The sequence below is a fragment of the Pseudomonas helleri genome, from assembly GCF_009600315.1.
GTDB classification, from domain to species: Bacteria; Pseudomonadota; Gammaproteobacteria; order Pseudomonadales; family Pseudomonadaceae; genus Aquipseudomonas; species Aquipseudomonas helleri_A.
In genome coordinates, this window is sequence record NZ_WIWC01000057.1 from 1 (window position 1) to 23,373 (window position 23,373).

Below are 23,373 nucleotides of genomic sequence, written 5' to 3' on the forward strand. Positions count from 1 at the left end.
TCGGGGCTGAGCATGGCGACTGGGGGCGAGAATCGTATTAACTGGGGGCTGACCCGGTTGCTCGATGCCCTGAAAGTGTCCTGTCGTGAAGAACGGCTTTCTTCAGATGCTGCCTACGCACTCATCCAGAAAATGGGCACGTCTGTGGGCATGGATGCCTTGGGAGCTTCACTTGTCAGTGACGGTTACGCCCGCCGCAAGGCCGTCCTCGAAGCACCCATACGCGAAATGCAACAAAAGGTCGAATTACAGAATCGCCTGAAAACCGCCCCGCTGATCAAGGCCATGCGCCTGTATGTGTACGGCTTTTCTCGCGGCGCTGCCCAAGCGCGGGCGTTTGCCAATTGGCTGGAGGCCTTGACCAAAGTCGAGGTCGAAGGTGAAACCTGCTATCTGTTTGCCGGGTTGCCCATCAGCATTGCTTTTATGGGACTGTTCGACACCGTGGCGTCGGTGGGTGTGGCGTATCTGGCACCGTTTGCCAGTGGGCATATGGGCTGGGCGGACGACTCGCTGCGGCTGTCGGATTCGGAAGTGTTTCTGGAGCGCTGCGTGCATCTGGTATCGGCTCATGAGCAGCGCGCCTGCTTTCCGCTGGATTCGATACGGCGCAAAGCGCGGCCTGACGATCCGCTTTGTCCGTCGACCTATCGCAATGGCACCGTTGAATACCTGTACCCCGGCATGCACTCGGATGTGGGCGGAGGCTATCCGCCGGGTGATCAGGGGAAGTCACGGGAGGGCAGTCATGAGGTACTTTCGCAAATCGCCCTGCACCATATGTTCAGTGAGGCCTACAAAGTGGGAGCGCCTTTGCAGGCACCCAGAGATGCGCTTCATGCTAACCAGCGGGAGCGTAGCCCTTGGCTAGTGATGGACACCGAAGTTCTGACCTCCTACGACGTTTCTGAATCCCTCATCCAACACTTCAACACCTGGCGCACCACCCTGATTCCCGGCCCGCTGGAAACTGCGATGGAACATCAGGCCGGGCTGATCACCGGTTGGCGGATCAATCGTTACGCCAGTTTCTGGTTCGAGGATTTAGCCGCGTTCTCTCACGTTTCCGGTAAACACCCCGGCGAAAGCCCGGATATGACCCCTGAAGAGCGCGATGCATTCAAGGCGTTGCACGGGATGCAACTGGCAGAAGATCAGGCCGCTCGCTCCGGCCAGCCGTTACCCAAATGGTCAGACAGCGAGCTCGAAACGCGTACGCAGCATGAGCAGACTAAACTGGCTTTCGAGCAACGCATCGGCGCGCAAACCCCCGTCGCCATCAACACCGCCAAAACCTTTGAACCCTCGCTGGACCATACCCAGCTGAGGGCTGCCATGAACGAGTTCCGCAGGGACTATCTGGCCGAGTGGCAGTTGCCGGAAAATTCCGAAATGTTCAGTCTCGGCCGGTTCGTCAATATGGCTGCCGGTGGGTTGGTGTATCTGACCAATGAAGAGGACGAAGCTCAGCAATATGTCGCCCTGCGCCGGGCGGGCAATCGTGCCTACAAGCGCTTGTTCACCGAGGACAATAAGACGCTCAATGACGAGGCCAGGCAATTGCTGACGCTGTTCGATGACTATGTGCACGATTCACGCGCCTGGTTTATGCATTCATCGCTGGGCGAGCGTGAACCGTTCAGCGATTACTTTCGTTACCGTACTATTTTCTTCGACGATGAGAGCAACAAGGCGTTGTCGTTGCTGGCCCGGGCAGGGCAGGTGGTGGGGGTTGCCGTGGCGATTGCCAGTGTGGGCTTGAGCATCAAGCGCCGTGATCCGCGTTATCTGGTCGGGCTCATTATTCCTTCGTTGGGCCTTCCGGTGTTTCGCGGCCAAGTAGGGGCGCCTGAATTCAGCGCCATCGACACGCTGACCGGCATAGCCTTGCCGATGCTGGAAGACACCCAAGGCGTTCGCACGTTTACCCAAAACCCGCGCAGCGCCCTTAAACTGCTCGACTCACTGCCATTGCCACCCGCGCTCGACGAAACCACCGCGACCACCCCGGCCCTGCAAGCCGTATTAACCGCTGCGCTGGCTGCGGCGGCCGTGCGCAAAGCCGAGAAAGAGGCGGCGCATCAGGCCAGCCTGACCCCGGAAGACAAACGCCGTTTGCTGGAAGCCGAAGAGCTTGAGGAAAGAAAACGCCAGTGGATTGAGCAGGCGAAGGCGGCGACTGCCGCCGCTCGCCTTAACGGTTAAACCGCTCCACCAGCGAATACTGTGTATTCACGGTCTGGGTCAGTTCTTCGCTCAGTTTGGCTGAATGCTGAGCCTGCTCAGAGGTCTGGTCGGCCAGATCGGCAATGGTGCTGATATTGCGGCTGATTTCTTCCGCCACGGCACTTTGTTCCTCAGTGGCTGCGGCAATCTGGGTCGTCATGTCGGTGATATTGGCCACCGCTTCGCTGATGCCCACCAGCGCCTGATCCGCTTCCATCACCCGCGCTACGCCTTCCTGTGCCTGACGATGACCGGCGTCCATGGTTTGCACGGCGGTTGAGGCGGTTTGTTGCAGCTTGGCAATCAGGCTGTGAATTTGTCCGGTCGAGGTGCTGGTGCGTTGTGCCAGTTGGCGGACTTCATCGGCGACCACGGCAAAGCCGCGACCCATTTCGCCGGCGCGGGCCGCCTCAATGGCCGCGTTCAAAGCCAGCAGGTTGGTCTGGTCTGCAATGCCTTTGATCACGTCCACCACGCCGCCTATTTCGTCACTGTCCTTGGCCAGCTGTGTCACCGTGGCCCCGGTTTCCCCCACGACGACTGACAGGCGTTCAATGGCTTCGCGGGTTTCACCGGCAATGGTACGGCCCCGGCTGGTCAGTCGATTGGCTTCCTGAGTGGCATCAGCGGTGCGCTGCACATGGCTGGCCACTTCCTGAGTGGTCGCCGCCATCTGGTTGACGGCCGTAGCCACTTGCTCGGTTTCAACGCGCTGGCGCTCCAGCCCCAATGAGCTTTTGTGCGCCAGAGCATCCGATTGCCGCGCTTGCTCGCTCAAGTGCTCGGCGGTGTCTTGCAGGCGAGTCAGGCAGGTTTTAAGACGGGCCTCCTGACTCAGGATGGACATTTCCAGGCGCGCTTGCGGGCCGCGACTGTCAGTGTACATCTGGGCAATCAACGGGTCGGAGGTGGTTTGCTCGGCCAGTCGCAGCAAACGCTTGATGCCACGTTGTTGCCAGCTCAGGCCCAACAACCCCAGCGGTATCGAGAGCAGGGCGGCCAAGGCAAACCCCCAGCTGGAATTAAGCAAGGCGCCAATCATGAAGCTCAACTGACTAACCAGAATAAACGGCAGCCAGTCTTGCAATACCGGCAACCACTGGTCGCGGCGCGGCACGGCTGGTTTGCCGCGGTTCAAGCGCGAGTAAAGGCCTTCGGCGCGCAGAATTTGTTCGGCCGTCGGTTTGATCCGCACCGATTCATAGCCCACCACGCGCTCGTTTTCGAACACCGGTGTTACATAGGCGTTGACCCAGTAATGGTCGCCATTGCGGCAGCGGTTCTTGACGATGCCCATCCACGGCTGACCCTTTTTCAGGGTGCCCCACATGTGCTCGAACACCGCTGAAGGCACATCGGGATGGCGCACCAGGTTGTGCGGTGCCCCGATCAACTCATCATGCGAAAACCCGCTGATTTCAACGAAGGCATCATTGCAATAGTTGATGACACCTCTGGCATCAGTCGTGGAGATCAACCGTTGTTGCGCGGGGAATGTCCGTTCGCGCTGGGTGATGGGCTGGTTGTTACGCATGTCGTTTCAATCCGCAAGGCTTTGACAGGGTGTCGGCATGGGTGAGGATTTGTTTAATTTAAATCCTGTGGAGCTCCGGGTTAGCCGCGACACGACCATGGATGGCCGATCGCGGCGGCCTACGGAGCAATGCCTGTATGAGGGCATGCCGAGCCAAAGCGAGGCACCGAGTGGTAGGGGCAAGAGCGTTTGGTTACTTTGCGCTGCTCAAAGTGACGCGGCGTAAGGCCGCAACCCTGAGTGGCTGTTACCGCAGTAATGGATATACCCCCCCCAGCTAAAAGGTTTTAAGGCGCTTCGTCGCAACGAAACAGACCGATCGCAGCCTTCGTTCCTTGACAGCGACTACAAAAACGGCGGTCACCCCGCCTGGTGACGAGACCTAAGCCAGCATCGGATAGGTGAAAAACACGAAGTGCAGAAGGTTAAGCCCAAAGTGCGTGGCAATCGCTGCACCTAGCCCGCCGAATCGATAGGCCAGGCCGTAACCCAGCCCGGCAATGCCCGCCATTAACACCCACTGCCAGCCGGCGGCCATATGAGCCAGACCGAACAGCACCGAGGCAATGATCAGCGCCAACGCCTGACCATAGGGCAAGCGCTTTAACCGACGGCTCAGGCCGCCCTGTATATAGCCTCGAAACAGGGCTTCTTCGACCACCGTGACCAGCAATAGATTATTGAGTACCCATATCCAGCCGGATGCTGGCCATTTCGGTGCCCAGGCAATCATGCCCAGCATCATTGCTCCGCCCAGCGCGGCAAGTGCCACCAGCACCAGCGCCATCAGCGTGGCGCCCAATGACACCCGCCAAGGGAAGCGCGGGGCGATCCAGGGGCACACCAGCAGCAGCCAAAAACCAATCAAGGGCTTGTCGAGATTGAGGTACATCGAAAAAGGCACGGCATCGGCGGTGATACGCTCGGGCGCGATGGCGCGACCATTATTGAAACCGGGCAGCCAGTGCAGTGCGAGCGCCAGAGCCAGCAAAACAAACACGATGTGGGCGCTGTAGCGCAACCATTGAGGGCGCATCGGGTACGCCGCCATGCCGGTAATGACGAGTGCCAGCAGTGGGCCAATGGCTTGAACGCCCAGTTGGCCATAGCTCAGCGCCAGGCAGTAGCCGAGGGTAAGAAGGGCCAGATAGGGCCAGGGCAAAACAGGCATGTCATTCCTTGTTGGCGGCATAAAAAAGCCCCGAAGCAAGTTCGGGGCTGGCAAGTATAACGATCTATCGACAAAGAAATGACTGGCAGAATGTGTAGGAAGACGCCTGTTAAGAGGCAATCAACTGGCGCAACACGTAGTGCAAAATCCCCCCTGACTTGAAGTATTCCACCTCGTTGAGGGTATCGATGCGACAGAGCACCTCGACCTTTTCCTGCTGACCGTTCTCGCGGGTAATGACCAGCGTCAGGTTCATGCGCGGCTGCAACGTGGTGTTGGTCAGGCCGAGAATATCCAGTGTTTCTTTACCGGTAAGGTTCAGGCTTTTGCGGTTCTGATCGAGCTTAAACTGCAACGGAAGCACACCCATACCCACCAGATTGGAGCGGTGAATACGCTCAAAGCTTTCGGCAATGACCGCTTTTACTCCCAACAGGTTGGTGCCTTTGGCGGCCCAGTCGCGGCTGGAGCCGGTGCCGTATTCCTGCCCGGCAATCACCACCAGAGGCGTGCCCGACGCTTGATAGCGCATGGCCGCATCGTAAATCGACATTTTTTCTCCGGTGGGGATGTAAATCGTGTTGCCGCCTTCTTCACCGCCGAGCATTTCGTTACGAATACGGATATTGGCAAAGGTGCCGCGCATCATCACTTCGTGATTACCGCGGCGCGAACCATACGAGTTGAAGTCGCGGGGTTCGACGCCTTTTTCCCGCAGATAGCGCCCCGCCGGGCTGTCCGCCTTGATATTGCCAGCAGGGGAGATGTGGTCGGTGGTTACCGAGTCCCCCAACAGCGCCAGCACCCGGGCACCTTTGACGTCACTGATCACCGGCAATGGCCCGCTGATGTCATCAAAGAACGGTGGGTGCTGGATATAGGTGGAGTCTTCTTGCCACACATAGGTCGCCGCTTTTGGCACTTCAATGGCCTGCCACTGCTCGTCACCGGCGAACACCTCGGCGTATTCCTTATGGAACATGTCCGTGGTCACTTGTGAAACAGCGTCGGCGATTTCTTGTTGGCTGGGCCAAATATCCCGCAGGTACACGGGTTGACCGTCTGAACCCACACCCAGTGGTTCCCGGCTGATATCAATACGCACGGTTCCGGCCAGAGCATAGGCGACCACCAGCGGCGGCGAGGCCAGCCAGTTGGTTTTCACCAAGGGGTGCACACGCCCTTCAAAGTTGCGGTTGCCCGACAGCACTGACGCCACGGTCAGGTCGGACTGGGTGATGGCTTTTTCAATCGGCTCCGGCAGCGGCCCCGAGTTGCCGATGCAGGTGGTGCAACCGTAACCCACCAAGGCAAAGCCCAGTTGGTCAAGGTAGTGGGTGAGGCCCGCGGCCTTGTAGTAGTCGGTCACCACTTTGGAGCCCGGCGCCAGCGAGGTTTTCACCCAGGGCTGACTTTTAAGGCCTTTTTCGACCGCTTTTTTCGCCACCAGCCCGGCAGCCATCATCACGCTGGGGTTGGAGGTGTTGGTGCATGAGGTGATGGCTGCAATGACTACAGCACCGTTTTTCAGGCGATACGTTTGACCGTTGTAGCTGTATTCCGCTTCGCCGATCAGATCGGCATTGCCCACGGCGACGCCGCCACCGCCCTCGCTTTCAAGTCGGCCTTCTTCTTTACTGACCGGTTTGAATTGCAGGCCCACGAAGTCATCAAAGGCTTTTGCGACGTCGGGCAAGGCCACGCGGTCTTGTGGGCGTTTGGGGCCTGCAAGGCTGGCTTCAACAGTGCCCATGTCGAGCGCCAGTGTGTCAGTAAACACGGGTTCCTGACCCGGTTCGCGCCACAGTCCCTGAGCCTTGCAATAGGCTTCGACCAGTTTGACCGTAGCTTGCGGGCGCCCGGACAGCCGCAGGTAATCCAGCGTGATGTCATCCACCGGGAAGAAACCACAGGTGGCGCCGTATTCCGGGGCCATATTGGCCAGCGTTGCGCGATCAGCCAGCGGCAATTCAGCCAGCCCGTCGCCGTAAAACTCGACAAACTTGCCGACCACGCCCTTGCTGCGCAGCATCTGGGTAACGGTGAGCACCAGGTCCGTGGCGGTAATGCCTTCCTTGAGTTTGCCGCTGAGCTTGAAGCCGATGACTTCCGGAATCAGCATCGATACCGGTTGGCCGAGCATGGCCGCTTCGGCCTCGATCCCGCCGACGCCCCAGCCCAGTACACCGAGGCCATTGATCATGGTGGTATGGGAGTCGGTGCCGACCAGTGTGTCGGGGAACGCGTAGGTGCGGCCGTCTTCCTCTTTGGTCCAGACGGTGCGGCCCAGGTACTCCAGGTTCACCTGATGGCAAATACCGGTGCCAGGGGGGACCACACTGAAATTATCGAAGGCATCCTGACCCCAGCGTAAAAACGCGTACCGTTCGCCGTTACGTTGCATTTCAATGTCAACGTTTTGCTCAAAGGCATGGGTACTGCCGAACGTGTCGACCATGACCGAATGGTCGATCACCAGGTCGACCGGAGACAGCGGGTTGATGCGTTGCGGGTCGCCGCCTGCCTTGGCCATCGCTGCGCGCATGGCTGCCAAGTCAACGACTGCTGGTACGCCGGTAAAATCCTGCATCAGCACGCGCGCCGGGCGGTACTGGATTTCCCGATCACTGCGCCGCTCTTTGAGCCAGGCGGCCAACGCCCTGAGATCCGGTTCGGTAACGGTCTTGCCGTCCTCCCAGCGGAGCAGGTTTTCCAGCAATACCTTGAGTGACATCGGCAGCTTGCTCAAATCGCCCAGTGTGCTGGCGGCAAGCGGCAGACTCAAATAGTGATAAGTCTTGTCGTCGACTTTTAAGGTGCAGAGGGTGTTCAGGCTATCAAGGGAGGACATGAAATGACTCCTTCAGTACACGGGTAGAGCTTCTAACCTAGCCCTGAAAGGGGGCTCTGGCTAATAACTGGACTGTCTATTCGGGATCAAGGTTCCGAACTCGGCTATGATGCCGACCTTTTTGTGACAGTCCTTGCGCCAAATCAAGGATGCGCAGCCGGCCAATCCCTGCCAGCTGCCCAGGAGTAATTCAATGAACACCGTTTTTATGCACTGTCGGCCCGGTTTTGAAGGTGAAGTCTGTTCGGAGATCGCCGAGCACGCCGCCCGTCTTAATGTGGCCGGTTATGCCAAGGCCAAGCCAAGCACTGCTTGTGCCGAGTTTGTGTGTACCGAAGAGGACGGCGCCGAGCGCTTGATGCGCGGCCTGCGTTTTGCCGAGCTGATTTTCCCGCGTCAATGGGCGCGGGGTAGTTTTATCGCACTGCCTGAAACGGATCGCATCAGCGTGATTCTTGAGCACATGGCCGACTTTCCGGTGTGCGGCAGCCTGTGGCTGGAAATGGTCGACACCAATGATGGCAAAGAGCTTTCCAACTTCTGCAAAAAGTTTGATACGCACCTGCGCAAAGCGCTTATCAGTGCCGGCAAGTTGGTGGAAGACGACGCCCATAAACCGCGCTTGTTGCTGACCTTTAAAAGTGGCCGTGAAGTGTTTCTGGGGCTGGCAGAGTCAAACAATTCGGCCATGTGGCCAATGGGCATCCCGCGCCTCAAGTTCCCGCGTGAAGCGCCGAGCCGCTCAACCCTGAAACTGGAAGAGGCCTGGCACCACTTTATCCCGCGAGATCAATGGGATGAGCGCTTGCACAGCGACATGACCGGCGTAGACCTTGGCGCCGCACCGGGTGGCTGGACGTGGCAGTTGGTCAATCGCGGCATGATCGTGACCGCCATCGACAACGGACCAATGGCCGAAAGCCTGATGGACACGGGGCTGGTGCAGCATTTGATGGCGGACGGATTTACCTTCAAACCCAAGCAGCCTGTGGACTGGATGGTCTGCGATATTGTCGAGAAGCCGGCCCGTAACGCGGCCATGCTTGAAGAGTGGATAGGCGAGGGGCATTGCCGCGAAGCGGTGGTCAACCTCAAACTGCCGATGAAACAGCGCTATGCCGAAGTGCGTCGCTTGCTGGATCGCATCGCCGATGGCTTCAAGGCGCGCGGCATTCAGGTCGAAATTGGCTGCAAGCAGCTGTACCACGACCGTGAAGAAGTCACCTGCCATTTGCGTCGACTGGACGTGAAAAAACCTAAATCTCGTTGATTCAGGAGTTACTGATGAGTTTTGCCGATCTGCCGGTTGACGGCACCCTAGATGCCACCGGCCTGAATTGCCCCGAGCCGGTGATGATGTTGCACCAGCACATTCGTGATTTGGTGCCCGGTGGCCTGTTGAAAGTGATCGCGACCGATCCGTCAACCCGTCGCGACATTCCCAAGTTTTGTGCGTTTTTGGACCATGAGCTAGTCGGGCAACACGAGGAGGCAGGCACCTATCTGTACTGGATTCGCAAAAAGACGCAGTGAAGCTCGCCACACAGGGTGGCGATGGCTCAGTCGTCTTTTTTCATCAGCCCTGCCAATGCGGCAAACGGGTTATGAGTGGCCTTGGCGATTTTAGGGCTGCTGGTGGAACTGTCTGAAAAGTACTGCTGGTCGGTGTAGCGCGAGTGCTCATTGTCATGGCAGTACAAGCACAGCAGCTCCCAGTTGGAACCGTCCTGCGGGTTGTTGTCGTGGTTGTGGTCGCGGTGGTGAACGGTCAGCTCACTCAGGCGTTTACCCGCAAATTCACGGGCGCAGCGGCCGCACACGTGGGGGTACATTTTCAGGGCTTTGTCGCGATAGCCCATTTCGCGGTCACGCTGGGCATCCGCCAGGATGCGATCCAGCTTGGCGGTATGGGACGGTGGGTTAGCCGAACTCATGGGTTCACCTTTTAAGACAAATGACGGTCAAGTCGTAAAGTTTAGCTGTTGATCAGCCTTTGATTTTTTCAGCAATCCAGATGGTATGTCGCGTGCCCTTGTTGCCGTGGGCAAATACCTGCACTTCTTCGGCCTTGAAACCGGCCTTGCGCAGTTTGTCAGAGAACTGTTTATCGGCACTGGCCGACCACACAGCCAGCACGCCTTTAGGTCGCAAGGCTTTGGCGCAAGCGCTCAAGCCCCCTGCGCTGTACAGCCAGCTATTAGCCTTTTGGGTCAGCCCTTCGGGGCCATTGTCGACATCCAGCATGATGGCATCAAAGCCATTGGGTTCGGCCTGCAACACCTTGGCCACGTCTTCCATGCGAATCACCGTGCGCGGGTCCTGCAACGGGTTGCCGGACTTCTCGCCCAGCGGCCCACGGTTCCACTCGACGACACCCGGCACCAGTTCGGCGACCACTACTTCTGCAGTTTTACCCAAATGTTTGAGCGCCGAAGCCAGGGTGAAGCCCATGCCCAGGCCGCCAATCAGCACCCGCGATTGCGCACGGCCGGCGACTTTACGGCAAGGAATCTCGGCCAGAGCATCTTCGGAGCCGTGCATGCGGGTGTTCATCAGCTGGCCGCCGTCACCGCCCTGAATTTTGATCACGAAGTCTTCGCCATACTCGAACAGGCACAAGGCACCGCCATTTTCCGGGATAGGGGTGGTGTCGAGCAAAACAAAACGTTTCATGGGTATCTCATAGAAGGGGACAAAAACATCGGGTTACGAGTAGCCTGAAGGCCTGACGAGCCGGTCTGGCAACGGAGTGATTGATGAAACGCACTATTCTAACGGTCATTGGGTACAGCGCGCTCCTGATAAGTGCGGCCCATGCCGCTGAACTGACGCCGGTACCGGTGATGCCGGCAACCCCTGCGCCGGGTTCACCGGGCACCGCCACGCCCACGCCGTACCCGCAAATTACCCCCCGTGCGGTCCCCAAGCCACCTGCCAATGGCAGCCTGTTGCCATTGCCGCCGATCAACCTGCCCCAGCCGCCCAAAGACCAGCCGCTGCCGGGGCTTGACGTCAAAGAGCCGAAAGCCAGTCCCAAGGTTGATTAAGACATTATTTCTGTAGCAGCTGTCGAGGAACGAAGGCTGCGTTCGGCGGCGCAGCCGTCGTGAAACCTTTCAATCACAGGCTTCAGGCTTATCGTTGGTGCGGGGTTTTTGATACCCCGCAGACATTAAGTTTGCGACGATTGCATCGTCGAACGCAGCCTCGCAGAGCTCGACAGCTGCTACGAAAGGGCCGTGCCGTCGCTTGATCGACCCCAGGCCCTAGCGCATCAGATGTTCAGCACTTTGAACACAAATGCATATTCCAGAGCCACGTCACGCAGGCCCTGATAGCGCCCGCTCATGCCGCCATGGCCGGCGTCCAGTTCGGTCTTGAGCAACAGCAGGTTGTCGTCGGTCTTGGTGGCGCGCAGTTTGGCCACCCACTTGGCCGCTTCCCAATACTGCACCCGGCTGTCGTTATAGCCAGCAATGACCAGCATCGCCGGATAAGCCTGTGCGGTGACGTTCTCGTAAGGCGCATAGGCTTTGATGCGTGCGTACACCTCAGGATCTTGCGGGTTGCCCCATTCGTCGTACTCGGTCACCGTCAGCGGCAGGTCGGGATCAAGCATGGTGTTGAGCACGTCCACAAAAGGCACTTCAGCAATCGCCGCTTTAAACAGTTCAGGGCGCTGATTGAGTACCGCACCGATCAACAAGCCGCCTGCGCTGCCACCGCTGATCACTAACTGGTCGGAGCGCGTCAGGCCGGTGTCGATCAGGTGTTCGGCACAGGCGATGAAGTCACTGAAAGTGTTGTGTTTGTTTTCCTGTTTGCCTGCGCGATACCAGGCTTCACCCAACTCGCCGCCACCGCGGACATGGGCAATGGCAAAGGCCACGCCGCGATCAAGCAAACTCAGGCGGGCATGGGAAAACCACGGGTCCAGGCTTTCGCCGTAGGCGCCGTAGCCATACAGGTAAAGTGGTACTGGCGTGCCCAGTGCCGAGCGTTTGACCACCAGACTGATGGGCACGCGGGTGCCATCAGGCGCGGTGGCCCACAAGCGTTGGCTGACGTAGTCGTCCGCATCGAAAGGCCCCAGCACCGGGGTTTCCTTGAGTACGCTTTGCTCACTGGTCGCCAGCGTCAGTTGGCGAACCTGCGCCGGACGGTTCAGTGACTCATAGCGAAGACGGATATGCGAGCTGGCAAATTCCAGGCTGTCTTGTACATACAGGCTGTAGGCGGCATCGGGCAGTTGCACGCGATAGGGCGTCAGGCCCTCAGGGCGAATCTCGATGATCGGCAGGCCACCTTCGCGCAAGCTCAGGCACAGGGCGTGGGCGTTCAGGGTCATGCCTTCCAGCATGATTTGATCGTTATGCGCGATCAGTAACTGCCAGTCTTCGCGGGCGGGTACATCGCCCTGCGCGTAATACAAAGCAAAGTTGATGCCGTCCTGATTGGTGCGGATAAACCAGGCCCATTGTCCTTCGTACAGACCGTGGTCAACGCTGTAATCATGCCCCTCAACCCGTGGTGCCAGGCAGTTGAACGACTGTTGCGGGTGATCGGCATCCAGTACCCAGCTCTCGCTGGTGGTTTTGCTGTTGAGCAACAGAATCAGCTGGTGCTCGGAGCTGGAGCGGTAGCAGTGCAGGAAAAAACGCCCGTCTGGCTCATGAAACACCTCGTGGGCAGAATCTTCACCCAGCGTGTGGCGATACAGCTTATGCGGACGATGCGTGTCGTCCAGCTCGGCAAAAAACAACGTCTGGCTGTCATTGGCCCACGTCATGCTGCCATCGCAGTCAGCAAACGGCAGTTCGGTCACCGTGCCATTGCTCAGCTCTTTGACGAACAGGCGGTAGGTCTCTTCGCCACTGGTGTCCAGGCTGTACGCCAGACGCTGGTGATCAGGGCTGATGCTGAAGGCACCCAACGAAATGAACCCACCCTGGGCCAGGGCATTCGGGTCGAGCAGCAAGTGCTCGGCGCTTTCGTCGACCTTCTGGCTGTCATCCGCCGGACGCGGGCAGCGGAAATGCCGGGCGTACTCATCACCCGCCACCGTGCGCGTGTAATACAGGTACGGCCCCCAAGGGGAGGGCAGTGACAAGTCAGTCTCGCGAATACGGCCCTTGATCTCCTGAAACAGCGTCTCACGCAATTCAGCCTGATCGGCCAACTGCGCTTCCTGATAGCTGTTTTCCGCTTTCAAGTAGTCCATGACCTCTTCGCTATCGCGATTTTGTAACCATGAGTAGGGGTCATCACCCTCGACTCTGTGTGCGATAGGTGCGCTGTTTGCGTAGGCTGATTCGGTCATTGAGTGGTCTCGGAGATCGGCATGAATAGAAGGGAGGTTGCAGGCGGGGCAGCCGCACTGTCTAAAAGCCGTTATCATAGCGCTTCATTGCCTGCCGACCATGGATACCATGACCGAGAACGACTATCTGATCGCCTGGGGCCTTTACGCCTTTGCCGCTTTAGGCTGCCTGCTCGTATGGTGCCGCCTGACCCGATTCATGTGGCGCTGGTTGCGTGAGCCGTTGCGGGTCTTGATGGCGGTGCTGCTGTTCAGTCCGACCATCATTGACCCGGTCAAAGAAAAATTTGCCCCTGCTGTGGCGATTACCGCGCTGGATCTGGCCTTTAAAGTGGGCAACAACGCCTGGCGTGCCGTGTCAGACCTGCTGATGTACACGCTGTTCGCCTTTGTTTTATATGCCGTATTTGTGCTGATCCGCTGGCCCATCGAGCGTGCCAGCAAGGCGCGTCAGGCAAAAAACGCTGGCGCTGAAAAAGCACAGGGCGGTGATCCTGAAGATGACCAGCCTTTCGGTTCGGCAGCCGATGACCACTATGGTCGTCGCGTCCCGCCCCGTGCGACTGGCCCGTCACGTGTAGAGCCGCGGTTGTAACCCTTTTACGTTGGGCTTGAATGCGAGAGTACGAGCGTGTGTGAATTATTGGGCATGAGCGCCAATGTCCCGACTGACATTGTGTTCAGTTTTACCGGGCTGATGCAGCGTGGCGGGCGAACCGGCCCGCACCGTGATGGCTGGGGCATTGCCTTCTACGAAGGCCGTGGCTTGCGCTTGTTTCAGGACCCTGCGGCCAGCTGCGACTCCGAAGTGGCGTTGCTGGTACAGCGTTACCCGATAAAGAGCGAAGTGGTGATTGGCCACATCCGTCAGGCTAATGTCGGCAAAGTATGCTTATCCAATACTCATCCATTTGTCCGGGAGCTGTGGGGCCGTAACTGGTGTTTTGCCCACAACGGTCAACTGGCCGACTTTTCGCCGGGCGCGAGTTTTTATCGCCCCATTGGTGATACCGACAGCGAAGCGGCGTTTTGTGAGCTGCTCAACCGGGTGCGCGAAACCTTCCCGGAGCCGGTCGAGGTGGAGCGTATTCTGCCGGTGCTGGTGGCCGCCTGCGCCGAGTTTCGCAGCAAAGGTGTGTTCAACTGCCTGCTCAGTGATGGCGACTGGCTGTTTTGTTATTGCTCGACCAAGCTGGCGCACATCACCCGTCGCGCGCCGTTTGGCCCGGCGCGCTTGAAAGACGTCGACGTCATCGTCGATTTTCAGTCCGAAACCACGCCGGACGATGTGGTCACGGTCATTGCCACCGAACCCTTGACCGAAAACGAAACCTGGACTCGCTACGAGCCCGGCCAATGGAGCCTGTGGCGGCGTGGCGAATGCGTCAGTCAGGGCGCAACCGAATAAGGATGGTCGAATATGTGGTTGAGCTACCTGCGGCTGGTGTTGTTCACCTTGGGCTTGTTGATCGGCGTGCAAGTGCCAGGGTTCATCAATGACTACGCCAACCGGGTCGAGGCTCACCTCATTGAAGCCCAGACCGGGCTGGCGGGTTTCCAGAACACCGCCAATCAGTTCTTCAAGGGCGACCTGCAAGCCCTGGTCGGGCATTACCAGGCCAGCGACGACCCGGTCTTTCGCAGCGATGCCACTAGCCTGAGCACCTTGCTGGATCGCCAGCGGCTACTCGACGAACAGTTTCAGGCCATGCAAGGCCCGTGGTACATGCGTGCCCTGCAAGTGGCCTATGCTGCCGACCCGGCCATTCGCGAAGAAACCTACAACGCGTATACCTATCAGGTACTGCTTTCACCGGTGGCCATCGGCTGGGCAATGGCGGGTGCGCTGCTGTTCTCCTTCATCATCGAAGGTTTTATACGCTTGGTGGATTGGGTGGTGCTGGGTGGCAAGCGTCAGCGCGAACGCATTGCCCGGCGTGAACGCTACAGCTAAGTCTTGGGTGGCGGCTTAACATTTAAGCAATCAACTTTTTCTTATGTCTGTGTCCGGCTTTTATTAGTTGGACGCAGGGCCTGTGCCTGTCGAAAAATGCTTGCCACCTACACTACAAAAAAACCACAGGAGCATGCCCGTGAGCCGCCTGTTATTGAATTGCGACATTGGTGAGAGTTTCGGCAGCTGGACCATGGGCCTGGATGCCGAGGTGATGCCGTTTATTGATTGCGCCAACATTGCCTGCGGCTTTCATGCCGGTGACCCGAGCATCATGCGCAAAACCGTGACGCTGGCGCTGGCGCATAACGTCAAGGTGGGGGCGCATCCGGCCTATCAGGATCTGGTCGGATTTGGTCGACGCTCAATGGCCTGCTCGGCGCAAGAGCTGCAAGACCTGCTGCACTATCAGATCGGTGCGCTGGACGGCATCTGCCGTGCTCAGGGCACCCGCGTCAGCTACGTCAAACCCCACGGGGCAATGTACAACGACATGATGGCCAATCCTCAGCAATTGCGGGCAGTGGTTCAAGCCGTGGCCGCTTACGATGTCAACTTGCCGCTGATGCTGATGGCCACCCGGGACAACCGTGCAGCGCAAGCCATAGGCGATGAGTTCGGCGTGACCTTGTGGTTTGAAGCCTTTGCCGACCGAGCCTATGACAGCGCTGGCCGGCTTGTATCGCGCCAACTGCCGGGTGCGGTGCATCACGATCCGGACGTTATCGTGCAACAGGCGCTGACCCTGGCGGCAGGTGAGCCGTTGCAGAGCAACGACGGCAGCGCCCTGTATTTACAGGCCAATACCTTATGTGTGCATGGCGACAACGCCAGTTCAGTGAGCGCCGTACAGCGTATTCGTGAAGCCTTGAACCAGCAGGTTCAGGCATGAAGGTGCGTATCGAAGTGGTGGCCATCGACTGCCTGATGGTGCGTTTGTTCGATGACATTGCCGAAACCAATATGCCGTGGATGCTCGCTGCCAGCGAACAGCTGCGTCTTTGCTTTGCTGAGCACCTGACGGATCTGGTGCCGTCCTACACCACCTTGATGGTGCACTACGACGGGCTGGCGCTGACCCCGGCGCAAGCGCGCGAGCGGATTGCCCAAGCGCTGACGGACCTGCACCCGCACACTCAAAACAGTGGCCGTCGCCATGTACTGCCGGTGTGGTACGACCTGAGCGTCGGCCCGGAGCTGGCCTTATTGGCCCAGCGCACGGGCGGGACGGTCAGTGATGTCATTCGCCGTCATAGCGAGCATGACTATCAAGTGTTCGCGTTGGGCTTTGCCCCCGGTTTTGCCTTTATGGGGTTGGTCGAAGAGGCACTGGCCGCGCCGCGTCTGGATACACCGCGTAAACGGGTGGCCAAGGGCAGCGTCGGCATTGCAGAGCGCCAGACAGCGGCTTACCCGGCGCAGTCGCCCGGCGGCTGGAACCTGATCGGCCGCACCCCGAGTGCCTTGTTTGATCGAGATCGCGAGGGTTATAGCCTGCTGCAACCCGGCGATACCGTACAGTTCGCCGCTGTTTCTCATGCCGAATTCATTCGTCTGGGCGGCGACGACACACCTCAGGAGGCCTTGGCATGAGCCGTTTACTGATTCAAGCCAGCAATCCCCTGTGCCAGTTGCAGGACGCAGGGCGCTTTGGCGTCCGGCATCTGGGTGTGACTCAGGGCGGCGCGGCAGACTGGTTATCGATGGCCAGGGCCAATGCGTTGCTGGGAAACACGCCTGGGGCTGCGGTGATTGAAATTACCCTGGGCGGCTTGACCCTGGTGGCACAGGACGATTGCACACTGGCACTGGCAGGGGCCGATTTAGCGGCGGCGATAGACGGGCAACCGCTGAAACCCTGGCGCAGTTTTTCGTTGAACCAAGGCCAAACCCTGACCTTTACCCAGCCCTTGATCGGGGCAAGGGCTTATCTGGCCGCGCCCGCCGGATTTGTTGCTCCGCAGGTGTTGGGCAGCTGTGCGACGGTGGTGCGTGAACAGTTGGGTGGGCCGGATGGGTTGGGTCGTGCGCTGGTGGCAGGTGATGAGTTGCGCTATGACGGGGTTGCTCCGCCTGTACGCGAGTTGCCGCTGGAACAGCGACCTGTTTTCAACCCTCATCCTGTACTGGATCTGGTCATGGGGGCGCAAATCGGTGCTTTCAGTGGCCAAAGTACCTTTGATGCCTTCAATAGCCCGTGGACGCTGGATAGCCGGGCAGATCGCATGGGCATTCGTTTGCTGGGACCTGCGTTGGAGTATCAGGGCGCGCCGATGATTTCCGAGGGCATCCCGCTGGGTGCTATTCAAGTCCCACCTGATGGCCAGCCGATTGTATTGCTCAATGATCGCCAGACCATTGGCGGTTACCCGAGGTTGGGGGCTTTGACGCCGTTGGCGTTGGCGCGGCTGGCGCAGTGTTTACCGGGGGAAGAGGTGTATTTGCGGGCTGTTACGCAGGAGGCGGCGCAGCGTGAGCATGTGGGGTTTGTGCGGCAGCTTGAAAGCCCCTCACCCTAACCCTCTCCCGGAGGGAGAGGGGACCCGCACGCGGCTTAGTGCTCACCACTGATCAGTTCCCTCTCCCTCTGGGAGAGGGCTAGGGTGAGGGTCGCCAGCCCCCACGCTCACTTCGCCAAAAACCGCATGCCTTCTTCCAGCCCATCGAGTGTCAACGGGTACATGCGATCTTCAATCAAATCCCTGACAATCCCGGTCGAAGCCGTGTAATGCCACGTGTCTTTAGGGTACGGATTGATCCAGATGAGCTTTTTGTATTTCTCCATAAAGCGCTGCATCCACTTGTAACCCGGCTCTTCGTTCCAGTGTTCGACACTGCCGCCCGCATGGGTAATTTCATAAGGCCCCATGGCCGCATCGCCGATGAAAATCACCTTGTAGTCAGCCCCATAGGTGTTGAGCAGATCCTGGGTAGAAATACGCTCAATCTGTCGGCGCTGGTTGTTCTTCCACACCGATTCATAAATGAAGTTATGAAAGTAGTAATACTCCAGGTGCTTGAACTCTGTTTTGCAGGCCGAAAACAGTTCTTCGCAAATCTTCACGTGCGAATCCATCGAGCCGCCAATATCAAATAGCAACAACAGCTTGATGTTGTTGCGCCGCTCGGGACGCATCTGGATATTCAGCAAACCGCCATCGCGGGCGGTGTGGTCGATGGTGCCATCAATATCAAACTCTTCGGCTGCGCCTTGACGCGCAAACTTGCGCAAGCGTCGTAAGGCCACCTTCATATTGCGCGTGCCCAACTCGACCTGATCGTCGAGGTTCTTGTACTCGCGTTGTTCCCATACCTTGGCCGCCTTGCCCTGACGCAGGCCGGCATCCCCTACGCGAATGCCTTCGGGGTGGTAGCCGCCCGAACCAAACGGGCTGGTGCCGCCGGTGCCGATCCATTTGTTGCCACCGGCATGGCGTTCCTTTTGCTCTTCAAGGCGCTGCTTGAAGGCTTCAATCAGCTTGTCCAACCCGCCCAGCGACTGCAACTGAGCGCGATCCTCATCGCTCAATGAGCGCTCGAATTCCTTGCGTAGCCAGTCTTCGGGAATCAAGGCTTCAAGGTGTTCATTGAGGTTTTGCAAACCATTGAAATAGGCGCCAAACGCACGGTCGAACTTGTCGAAATGGCGCTCGTCCTTTACCAGAATCGTGCGCGCCAGATAATAAAACTCATCCATGTCGGCGAAGGTCACGCGGTGTTTCAATGCGTTGATCAAGTCCAACAGTTCGCGCACTGAAACCGGCACTTTGGCCGCCCGCATTTCATTGAACAAATTAAGCAACATGCTTATCGCCTTCTCGAAAAATCAGCGATTGCCACGACGGCTCATAAACGCCAGACGCTCAAGCAACTGCACGTCCTGTTCGTTTTTAACCAGTGCCCCTGCCAGTGGCGGAATGGCTTTGGTGGGGTCGCGTTCGCGCAATACCGCCTCGCCGATGTTGTCGGCCATCAGCAGCTTCAACCAGTCCACCAGCTCGGAAGTGGAAGGTTTTTTCTTCAGGCCAGGCACTTTGCGCACATCAAAGAATACGTCCAGCGCTTCACTGACCAATTCTTTTTTGATGTTCGGAAAGTGCACATCCACAATTTTCTGCAGCGTGGTGCGATCCGGGAAGTTGATGTAGTGGAAGAAACAACGGCGCAGAAAAGCGTCCGGCAATTCCTTTTCGTTGTTCGAGGTAATGATGATGATCGGACGGACTTTGGCCTTGATGGTTTCGTCGGTCTCGTAAACGTAGAACTCCATCTTGTCGAGTTCTTGCAGCAAGTCGTTAGGGAACTCAATGTCGGCCTTGTCGATTTCATCGATCAGCAGAATCACACGCTCATCGGCTTCAAAAGCCTCCCACAACTTGCCTTTTTTCAGGTAGTTGCGCACATCGTGAACTTTATCGACGCCCAGTTGCGAATCACGCAGACGGCTTACCGCATCGTACTCATACAAGCCTTGATGGGCTTTGGTGGTGGACTTGATGTGCCAGGTGATCAACTTGCAGCCAAAGGATTCTGCCAATTGTTCGGCCAGCATGGTTTTGCCGGTGCCGGGCTCACCCTTGACCAGCAGAGGGCGCTCAAGAGTAATAGCCGCGTTGACCGCCAGTTTCAGGTCGTCGGTGGCGACATAGGCGCGGGTGCCTTCAAACTTCATCGATAAATCCTCAAACCATGGCCCGCGGCCTGCGAGGGCAGGGCGGGAGAAAAAAGTATGTCCGACTATAACGCGCCCTGCCGCAGGCTGGGAACGTAAGCGCTTTATTCAGATTGTGAATGGATCGTCACGAACTGACTCACTCTGCCTTGGGCGCAGGTTGTTCATATCTAGCATTGAAGGCCTGAACAAAACCATTGCGCAAAATCTGCAAGAACGCCTGAAACCCACTGATGTCCTGACGATGCACGCTGCCGCTCAGTTCCACGCGCGTAGCGAACTGGTTTTTAGGCTGGTTTTTCAGCACGGTCTCGGTGCCGCCCACCACTGCCTCCCAGATAGAACGAAAGAACCCTTTGTCTTTGTTCTCGACATCCTGCTGCCAGTTGAACACTTCCACATTGCGTAACAGCGGTTTGATATAGCCCTTTAAACGCCCTTTTTCAGCTTGAGCCTCAATCACCAGATCGCCATTACCGGCATTAAAGTCAAAGTTTCCGTAGGCCGAGGCGAAGCTGTTAAAGCGCTTTAACTCGATATTCGTGGCGCGCAGGCGAAACTCAAAATTTTCAAAGTTGCTAAACGGGTCGAAGGTTGCGCTGACTTCCATGGGCGCCTGTCCCAGCAACAAGGCTTTACCCTCCAGACGAGCATCGCGCTTACCTTTAACGTCCACCACATTGGTCAAATTGAAGACGCTGGCATTGATGTCAGTGGCGCTCAGGTTGACGGGCGGTTTGGAATTGAAGTTGCGAAAAGTGACTTGCCCGTCTTCGATGCGCACTTCGTTCAGCGTGATCGGCAGCAACTTGCGCAATTGCTCGCGCCAGTCAGTGCCTTCACCCGTCTGCGTGGCCGATCTATTAACGCCACCATCGACAAAGTTGATATGCGGCCTTACAAACACGGCCTCGGCGACGACCGCACGGTCATACCAGAGCGAATGCCAACTGACTGCCAGCTCCAGCGTCGGAATTTGGACGAAAGGTACGGGAACCTTGCCTGATACCTTAACGATTTCCAGGTCATTGATCCGATAGGCACCGCGCCACAAGGCCAGATCCACGTCGTTGACGTGCCCCCGGTAATCGCCCATATGGGCCAATTTGTCGTTCAAGTAATTGCGCACCACATAGGGCAGGGCAATGTGAGCCACCACCAGCAGTACCACCAACACACCCACCGTCCACAGTGGCCATCTGTATCGCGCTTTCATGTGCTTGCCTCCCTCAGTACAAAATGGACTGCACTGCGCGCCAGACGTTCGCATCACTGGACGCCTGTGAACACGAGGCCTACCCTTGAGGCCTTTCCAGAAGGTGCATAAGGATCCCGTCATGACCCGCATTTTTGCAGATAACGCCCAATCCATCGGAAACACGCCTTTAGTCCAGATCAACAGCATCGCGCCCCGTGGCGTGACTATTTTGGCCAAGATAGAAGGGCGCAACCCCGGCTATTCGGTCAAATGCCGCATTGGCGCCAATATGATCTGGGACGCAGAAAGCCGGGGCGTGCTCAAGCCGGGTATGACCATCATTGAACCCACATCGGGAAACACGGGCATTGGCCTGGCCTTTGTCGCCGCAGCGCGTGGTTACAAACTGATGCTGACCATGCCGTCCTCGATGAGCCTTGAACGACGCAAAGTGCTCAAGGCGCTGGGCGCTGAACTGGTGCTCACAGAACCGGCAAAAGGCATGAAAGGGGCGATCGACAAGGCGGCGGAAATTCAGGCCACTGACCCGGACACCTTCTTTATGCCGCAACAGTTCGAAAACCCGGCCAACCCGGCCATTCACGAAAAGACCACCGGCCCGGAAATCTGGAATGACACCGACGGCGGCGTGGACGTGCTGGTGTCGGGCGTTGGCACCGGGGGCACCATTACCGGTGTTTCGCGTTACATCAAACACACCCAGGGCAAGCCGATTTTGTCTGTGGCGGTAGAGCCGATCACCTCGCCAGTCATTACCCAGGCGCTGGCAGGGGAAGAAATCAAACCGTCGCCGCACAAAATCCAGGGCATTGGTGCCGGTTTTGTGCCAAAAAACCTCGACCTGTCGATTGTCGACAAAGTGGAACTGGTCAGCGATGACGAATCCAAAGCGATGGCCCTGCGCCTGATGAATGAAGAAGGCATCCTGTGCGGCATCTCGTGCGGTGCGGCGATGGCAGCGGCGGTACGCCTGGCTGAAACCCCGGAAATGCAAGGCAAGACCATCGTCGTCATCCTGCCCGACTCGGGTGAGCGTTATCTGTCGAGCTTCCTGTTCAGTGACATCTTCAGCGAGCAGGAATTGCATCAGTAAAACGGTGCCAGGTAGCCGTTGCAACAGCGGCTACCCTTTAATGCCTGACGCAAATCAAACGGCTCGCCCCTACGGCTATGCATAATTAATCCGTTATTACGTATTCCTTAACGCTGAATGTTGGAAGACGCGGGTTTTGTCCTACGCCGGTAATGTTTATCATGGCCGGCTACCGCGCTGCGTGACTGACCCGCTGCAGGTTGCCTATTTTCAAGGAGTTGTTGCATGACCTTATCCTTCGCCATCAAGGCAGGGTTGATACTGCTGTTTGTCGCCAGCATCCTTTACGTGCATTTGCGCGGTAAAGCGCGTTTGCCCGTGCTGCGTCAGTTCGTCAACCACTCCGCGTTCTTTGCCCCCTACAACGCCTTGATGTACCTGTTTTCGGCGGTGCCGTCCAAGCCATATCTGGATCGGAGCAAATTCCCCGAACTGGACGTGCTGAAAAACAACTGGCAGGTCATTCGCGAAGAAGCCATGCACCTGTTCGACGAAGGCTATATCCGCGCGGCGGAAAAAAACAACGATGCTGGTTTTGGGTCGTTTTTCAAAAAAGGCTGGAAGCGTTTTTACCTCAAGTGGTACGACAAAGCGCTGCCATCGGCCGAATTGCTGTGCCCGAAAACGGTCGAGCTGGTCAACAGCATCCCCAACGTCAAGGGCGCGATGTTTGCCTTGTTGCCGGGCGGCAGCCACCTCAACCCGCACCGTGACCCATTTGCTGGTTCCTTGCGTTACCACCTGGGATTGGCCACACCCAATTCCGATGCGTGCCGCATTTTTGTAGACGGAGAAGAATACAGCTGGCGTGATGGCGAAGACGTCATGTTCGATGAGACCTACGTGCACTGGGTCAAAAACGAAACTGACATTACTCGCGTCATCCTGTTCTGTGACATCGAACGGCCCTTGACCAGCCGCCTGATGACCCGCATCAACCGCTGGGTCAGTGCACAACTGGGCAAAGCGACTGCACCGCAAAACACCGATGATGAGCGAGTCGGTGGCATCAACAAAGCCTATGCCTGGAGCAAAACCTTCAGCGACCGGTTCAGTGGTGTGGTTAAACAGTGGAAGCGTCGTCATCCAAAACTGTACCGCGTGGCCCGCCCGGTATTGGCGGTTATCGTGCTAGTGCTGTTGGCGCGATGGTTGTTTGGTTAATTAACTGCAACAGCAGTTGCAGTTGCAGTTGCAGTTGCAGTTGCAGTAGATCTTGATCTGGCTTTTGATCTTGATCTTGATCTACCGCCCCATCGGAAGGCCGAGTGGAGGTTTCGCGGAGTGGGTCGACCGGCATGGATGCCGGGAGAGCCGTGTTGGGCCAAGGATG

Annotated in this window: 21 protein-coding genes and 1 pseudogene; 12 read left to right on the forward strand and 10 right to left on the reverse strand. The window is 57.7% G+C overall.

Going from position 1 to position 23,373, the window contains the following annotated elements; genetic code table 11:
- Positions 1–2,205: T6SS phospholipase effector Tle1-like catalytic domain-containing protein (locus GHN86_RS21715; RefSeq protein WP_153382605.1), on the forward strand; the 2,205-nt coding region annotated here is incomplete at its 5' end.
- On the opposite strand, the gene GHN86_RS21720 is transcribed toward GHN86_RS21715, so the two are convergent.
- The 3 genes from GHN86_RS21720 to acnA form a co-directional block, all read right to left on the reverse strand.
- Positions 2,195–3,760, reverse strand: a complete 1,566-nt coding sequence (locus GHN86_RS21720) for a PAS domain-containing methyl-accepting chemotaxis protein (protein ID WP_153382604.1) — start codon at positions 3,758–3,760, stop codon at positions 2,195–2,197. The two genes, GHN86_RS21715 and GHN86_RS21720, sit on opposite strands and share 11 nt — an antisense overlap.
- A 382-nt stretch (positions 3,761–4,142) precedes the next feature.
- Positions 4,143–4,931, reverse strand: a complete 789-nt coding sequence (locus GHN86_RS21725; RefSeq protein WP_153382602.1) for a CPBP family intramembrane glutamic endopeptidase — start codon at positions 4,929–4,931, stop codon at positions 4,143–4,145.
- Positions 4,932–5,040: 109 nt separating this feature from the next.
- Positions 5,041–7,782 (reverse strand): aconitate hydratase AcnA, encoded by a 2,742-nt coding sequence (acnA, locus tag GHN86_RS21730; protein ID WP_153387274.1) that lies wholly within the window; start codon positions 7,780–7,782, stop codon positions 5,041–5,043.
- 193 nt (positions 7,783–7,975) lie between these two features.
- Between acnA and rlmM the strand changes: the two genes are divergently transcribed.
- Together rlmM and tusA are read left to right on the forward strand one after the other, a co-directional pair.
- On the forward strand, positions 7,976–9,052 hold the full coding sequence (rlmM, locus tag GHN86_RS21735) for a 23S rRNA (cytidine(2498)-2'-O)-methyltransferase RlmM (protein ID WP_153382598.1): 1,077 nt from the start codon (positions 7,976–7,978) through the stop codon (positions 9,050–9,052).
- Positions 9,053–9,066: 14 nt separating this feature from the next.
- Entirely contained in the window at positions 9,067–9,315 is a 249-nt protein-coding gene (gene tusA, locus GHN86_RS21740) for a sulfurtransferase TusA (RefSeq protein ID WP_153382596.1), read from the forward strand.
- Between the two features lie 26 nt (positions 9,316–9,341).
- On the opposite strand, the gene GHN86_RS21745 is transcribed toward tusA, so the two are convergent.
- Positions 9,342–9,716, reverse strand: a complete 375-nt coding sequence (locus tag GHN86_RS21745) for a YajD family HNH nuclease (RefSeq protein ID WP_122784074.1) — start codon at positions 9,714–9,716, stop codon at positions 9,342–9,344.
- Positions 9,717–9,768: 52 nt separating this feature from the next.
- Positions 9,769–10,455 (reverse strand): spermidine synthase, encoded by a 687-nt coding sequence (locus tag GHN86_RS21750; RefSeq protein WP_122784075.1) that lies wholly within the window; start codon positions 10,453–10,455, stop codon positions 9,769–9,771.
- 83 nt (positions 10,456–10,538) lie between these two features.
- Between GHN86_RS21750 and GHN86_RS21755 the strand changes: the two genes are divergently transcribed.
- Positions 10,539–10,829 (forward strand): hypothetical protein, encoded by a 291-nt coding sequence (locus GHN86_RS21755; RefSeq protein WP_153382594.1) that lies wholly within the window; start codon positions 10,539–10,541, stop codon positions 10,827–10,829.
- Between the two features lie 227 nt (positions 10,830–11,056).
- Here GHN86_RS21755 and GHN86_RS21760 read toward each other — a convergent pair whose 3' ends face one another.
- The gene (locus GHN86_RS21760) at positions 11,057–13,102 is read right to left on the reverse strand and encodes a S9 family peptidase (RefSeq protein ID WP_153387276.1); all 2,046 of its coding nucleotides are present in this window, start codon (positions 13,100–13,102) and stop codon (positions 11,057–11,059) included.
- Positions 13,103–13,202: 100 nt separating this feature from the next.
- On the opposite strand from GHN86_RS21760, the gene GHN86_RS21765 reads away from it, so the two are divergent.
- The 6 genes from GHN86_RS21765 to GHN86_RS21790 all read left to right on the forward strand — a co-directional run bounded on the left by GHN86_RS21765 (position 13,203) and on the right by GHN86_RS21790 (position 17,575).
- Complete coding sequence (locus tag GHN86_RS21765; RefSeq protein WP_153382590.1) at positions 13,203–13,697, forward strand: MFS transporter; 495 nt, start codon at positions 13,203–13,205, stop codon at positions 13,695–13,697.
- A 36-nt stretch (positions 13,698–13,733) separates the two neighbouring features.
- Positions 13,734–14,510, forward strand: a complete 777-nt coding sequence (locus GHN86_RS21770) for a class II glutamine amidotransferase (RefSeq protein WP_323369567.1) — start codon at positions 13,734–13,736, stop codon at positions 14,508–14,510.
- A 12-nt stretch (positions 14,511–14,522) separates the two neighbouring features.
- Positions 14,523–15,056 carry a DUF2937 family protein gene (locus GHN86_RS21775; RefSeq protein ID WP_153382588.1) on the forward strand — a complete coding sequence of 178 codons (534 nt, stop codon included), beginning with the start codon at positions 14,523–14,525 and terminating at the stop codon, positions 15,054–15,056.
- A 139-nt stretch (positions 15,057–15,195) separates the two neighbouring features.
- Positions 15,196–15,948 carry a 5-oxoprolinase subunit PxpA gene (locus GHN86_RS21780; protein ID WP_323369566.1) on the forward strand — a complete coding sequence of 251 codons (753 nt, stop codon included), beginning with the start codon at positions 15,196–15,198 and terminating at the stop codon, positions 15,946–15,948.
- Entirely contained in the window at positions 15,945–16,649 is a 705-nt protein-coding gene (locus GHN86_RS21785) for a 5-oxoprolinase subunit B family protein (RefSeq protein ID WP_153382584.1), read from the forward strand. The genes GHN86_RS21780 and GHN86_RS21785 overlap by 4 nt, the downstream gene beginning before the upstream one ends.
- Positions 16,646–17,575: a biotin-dependent carboxyltransferase family protein gene (locus tag GHN86_RS21790; RefSeq protein WP_153387278.1), complete on the forward strand. Its 930-nt coding sequence runs from the start codon at positions 16,646–16,648 to the stop codon at positions 17,573–17,575. The genes GHN86_RS21785 and GHN86_RS21790 overlap by 4 nt, the downstream gene beginning before the upstream one ends.
- A gap of 107 nt (positions 17,576–17,682) precedes the next feature.
- On the opposite strand, the gene GHN86_RS21795 is transcribed toward GHN86_RS21790, so the two are convergent.
- The 3 genes from GHN86_RS21795 to GHN86_RS21805 all read right to left on the reverse strand — a co-directional run bounded on the left by GHN86_RS21795 (position 17,683) and on the right by GHN86_RS21805 (position 20,944).
- Positions 17,683–18,861, reverse strand: coding sequence for a vWA domain-containing protein (locus GHN86_RS21795; protein ID WP_153382580.1), 1,179 nt, complete (start codon positions 18,859–18,861; stop codon positions 17,683–17,685).
- A 21-nt stretch (positions 18,862–18,882) separates the two neighbouring features.
- Positions 18,883–19,728: an AAA family ATPase gene (locus GHN86_RS21800; protein ID WP_153382578.1), complete on the reverse strand. Its 846-nt coding sequence runs from the start codon at positions 19,726–19,728 to the stop codon at positions 18,883–18,885.
- A 139-nt stretch (positions 19,729–19,867) separates the two neighbouring features.
- The gene (locus tag GHN86_RS21805; protein WP_153382576.1) at positions 19,868–20,944 is read right to left on the reverse strand and encodes a DUF748 domain-containing protein; all 1,077 of its coding nucleotides are present in this window, start codon (positions 20,942–20,944) and stop codon (positions 19,868–19,870) included.
- A 121-nt stretch (positions 20,945–21,065) separates the two neighbouring features.
- On the opposite strand from GHN86_RS21805, the gene cysK reads away from it, so the two are divergent.
- Together cysK and GHN86_RS21815 are read left to right on the forward strand one after the other, a co-directional pair.
- Positions 21,066–22,040 carry a cysteine synthase A gene (gene cysK, locus GHN86_RS21810; RefSeq protein ID WP_153382575.1) on the forward strand — a complete coding sequence of 325 codons (975 nt, stop codon included), beginning with the start codon at positions 21,066–21,068 and terminating at the stop codon, positions 22,038–22,040.
- 225 nt (positions 22,041–22,265) lie between these two features.
- On the forward strand, positions 22,266–23,204 hold the full coding sequence (locus tag GHN86_RS21815; protein ID WP_153382573.1) for an aspartyl/asparaginyl beta-hydroxylase domain-containing protein: 939 nt from the start codon (positions 22,266–22,268) through the stop codon (positions 23,202–23,204).
- Here GHN86_RS21815 and GHN86_RS23750 read toward each other — a convergent pair.
- Positions 23,164–23,373 (reverse strand): annotated as a pseudogene (locus GHN86_RS23750) (hypothetical protein); the annotation flags it as partial. The gene GHN86_RS21815 and the pseudogene GHN86_RS23750 overlap by 41 nt on opposite strands.

What these genes read in the sequence shown, in the direction of transcription:
- GHN86_RS21720 (WP_153382604.1), bottom strand. Translation starts at nt 3,760, where the DNA reads ATGCGTAACAACCAGCCCATCACCCAGCGCGAACGGACATTCCCCGCG.
- GHN86_RS21725 (WP_153382602.1), bottom strand. Translation starts at nt 4,931, where the DNA reads ATGCCTGTTTTGCCCTGGCCCTATCTGGCCCTTCTTACCCTCGGCTAC.
- acnA (WP_153387274.1), bottom strand. Translation starts at nt 7,782, where the DNA reads ATGTCCTCCCTTGATAGCCTGAACACCCTCTGCACCTTAAAAGTCGAC.
- rlmM (WP_153382598.1), top strand. Translation starts at nt 7,976, where the DNA reads ATGAACACCGTTTTTATGCACTGTCGGCCCGGTTTTGAAGGTGAAGTC.
- tusA (WP_153382596.1), top strand. Translation starts at nt 9,067, where the DNA reads ATGAGTTTTGCCGATCTGCCGGTTGACGGCACCCTAGATGCCACCGGC.
- GHN86_RS21745 (WP_122784074.1), bottom strand. Translation starts at nt 9,716, where the DNA reads ATGAGTTCGGCTAACCCACCGTCCCATACCGCCAAGCTGGATCGCATC.
- GHN86_RS21750 (WP_122784075.1), bottom strand. Translation starts at nt 10,455, where the DNA reads ATGAAACGTTTTGTTTTGCTCGACACCACCCCTATCCCGGAAAATGGC.
- GHN86_RS21755 (WP_153382594.1), top strand. Translation starts at nt 10,539, where the DNA reads ATGAAACGCACTATTCTAACGGTCATTGGGTACAGCGCGCTCCTGATA.
- GHN86_RS21760 (WP_153387276.1), bottom strand. Translation starts at nt 13,102, where the DNA reads ATGACCGAATCAGCCTACGCAAACAGCGCACCTATCGCACACAGAGTC.
- GHN86_RS21765 (WP_153382590.1), top strand. Translation starts at nt 13,203, where the DNA reads ATGGATACCATGACCGAGAACGACTATCTGATCGCCTGGGGCCTTTAC.
- GHN86_RS21775 (WP_153382588.1), top strand. Translation starts at nt 14,523, where the DNA reads ATGTGGTTGAGCTACCTGCGGCTGGTGTTGTTCACCTTGGGCTTGTTG.
- GHN86_RS21785 (WP_153382584.1), top strand. Translation starts at nt 15,945, where the DNA reads ATGAAGGTGCGTATCGAAGTGGTGGCCATCGACTGCCTGATGGTGCGT.
- GHN86_RS21790 (WP_153387278.1), top strand. Translation starts at nt 16,646, where the DNA reads ATGAGCCGTTTACTGATTCAAGCCAGCAATCCCCTGTGCCAGTTGCAG.
- GHN86_RS21795 (WP_153382580.1), bottom strand. Translation starts at nt 18,861, where the DNA reads ATGTTGCTTAATTTGTTCAATGAAATGCGGGCGGCCAAAGTGCCGGTT.
- GHN86_RS21800 (WP_153382578.1), bottom strand. Translation starts at nt 19,728, where the DNA reads ATGAAGTTTGAAGGCACCCGCGCCTATGTCGCCACCGACGACCTGAAA.
- GHN86_RS21805 (WP_153382576.1), bottom strand. Translation starts at nt 20,944, where the DNA reads ATGAAAGCGCGATACAGATGGCCACTGTGGACGGTGGGTGTGTTGGTG.
- cysK (WP_153382575.1), top strand. Translation starts at nt 21,066, where the DNA reads ATGACCCGCATTTTTGCAGATAACGCCCAATCCATCGGAAACACGCCT.
- GHN86_RS21815 (WP_153382573.1), top strand. Translation starts at nt 22,266, where the DNA reads ATGACCTTATCCTTCGCCATCAAGGCAGGGTTGATACTGCTGTTTGTC.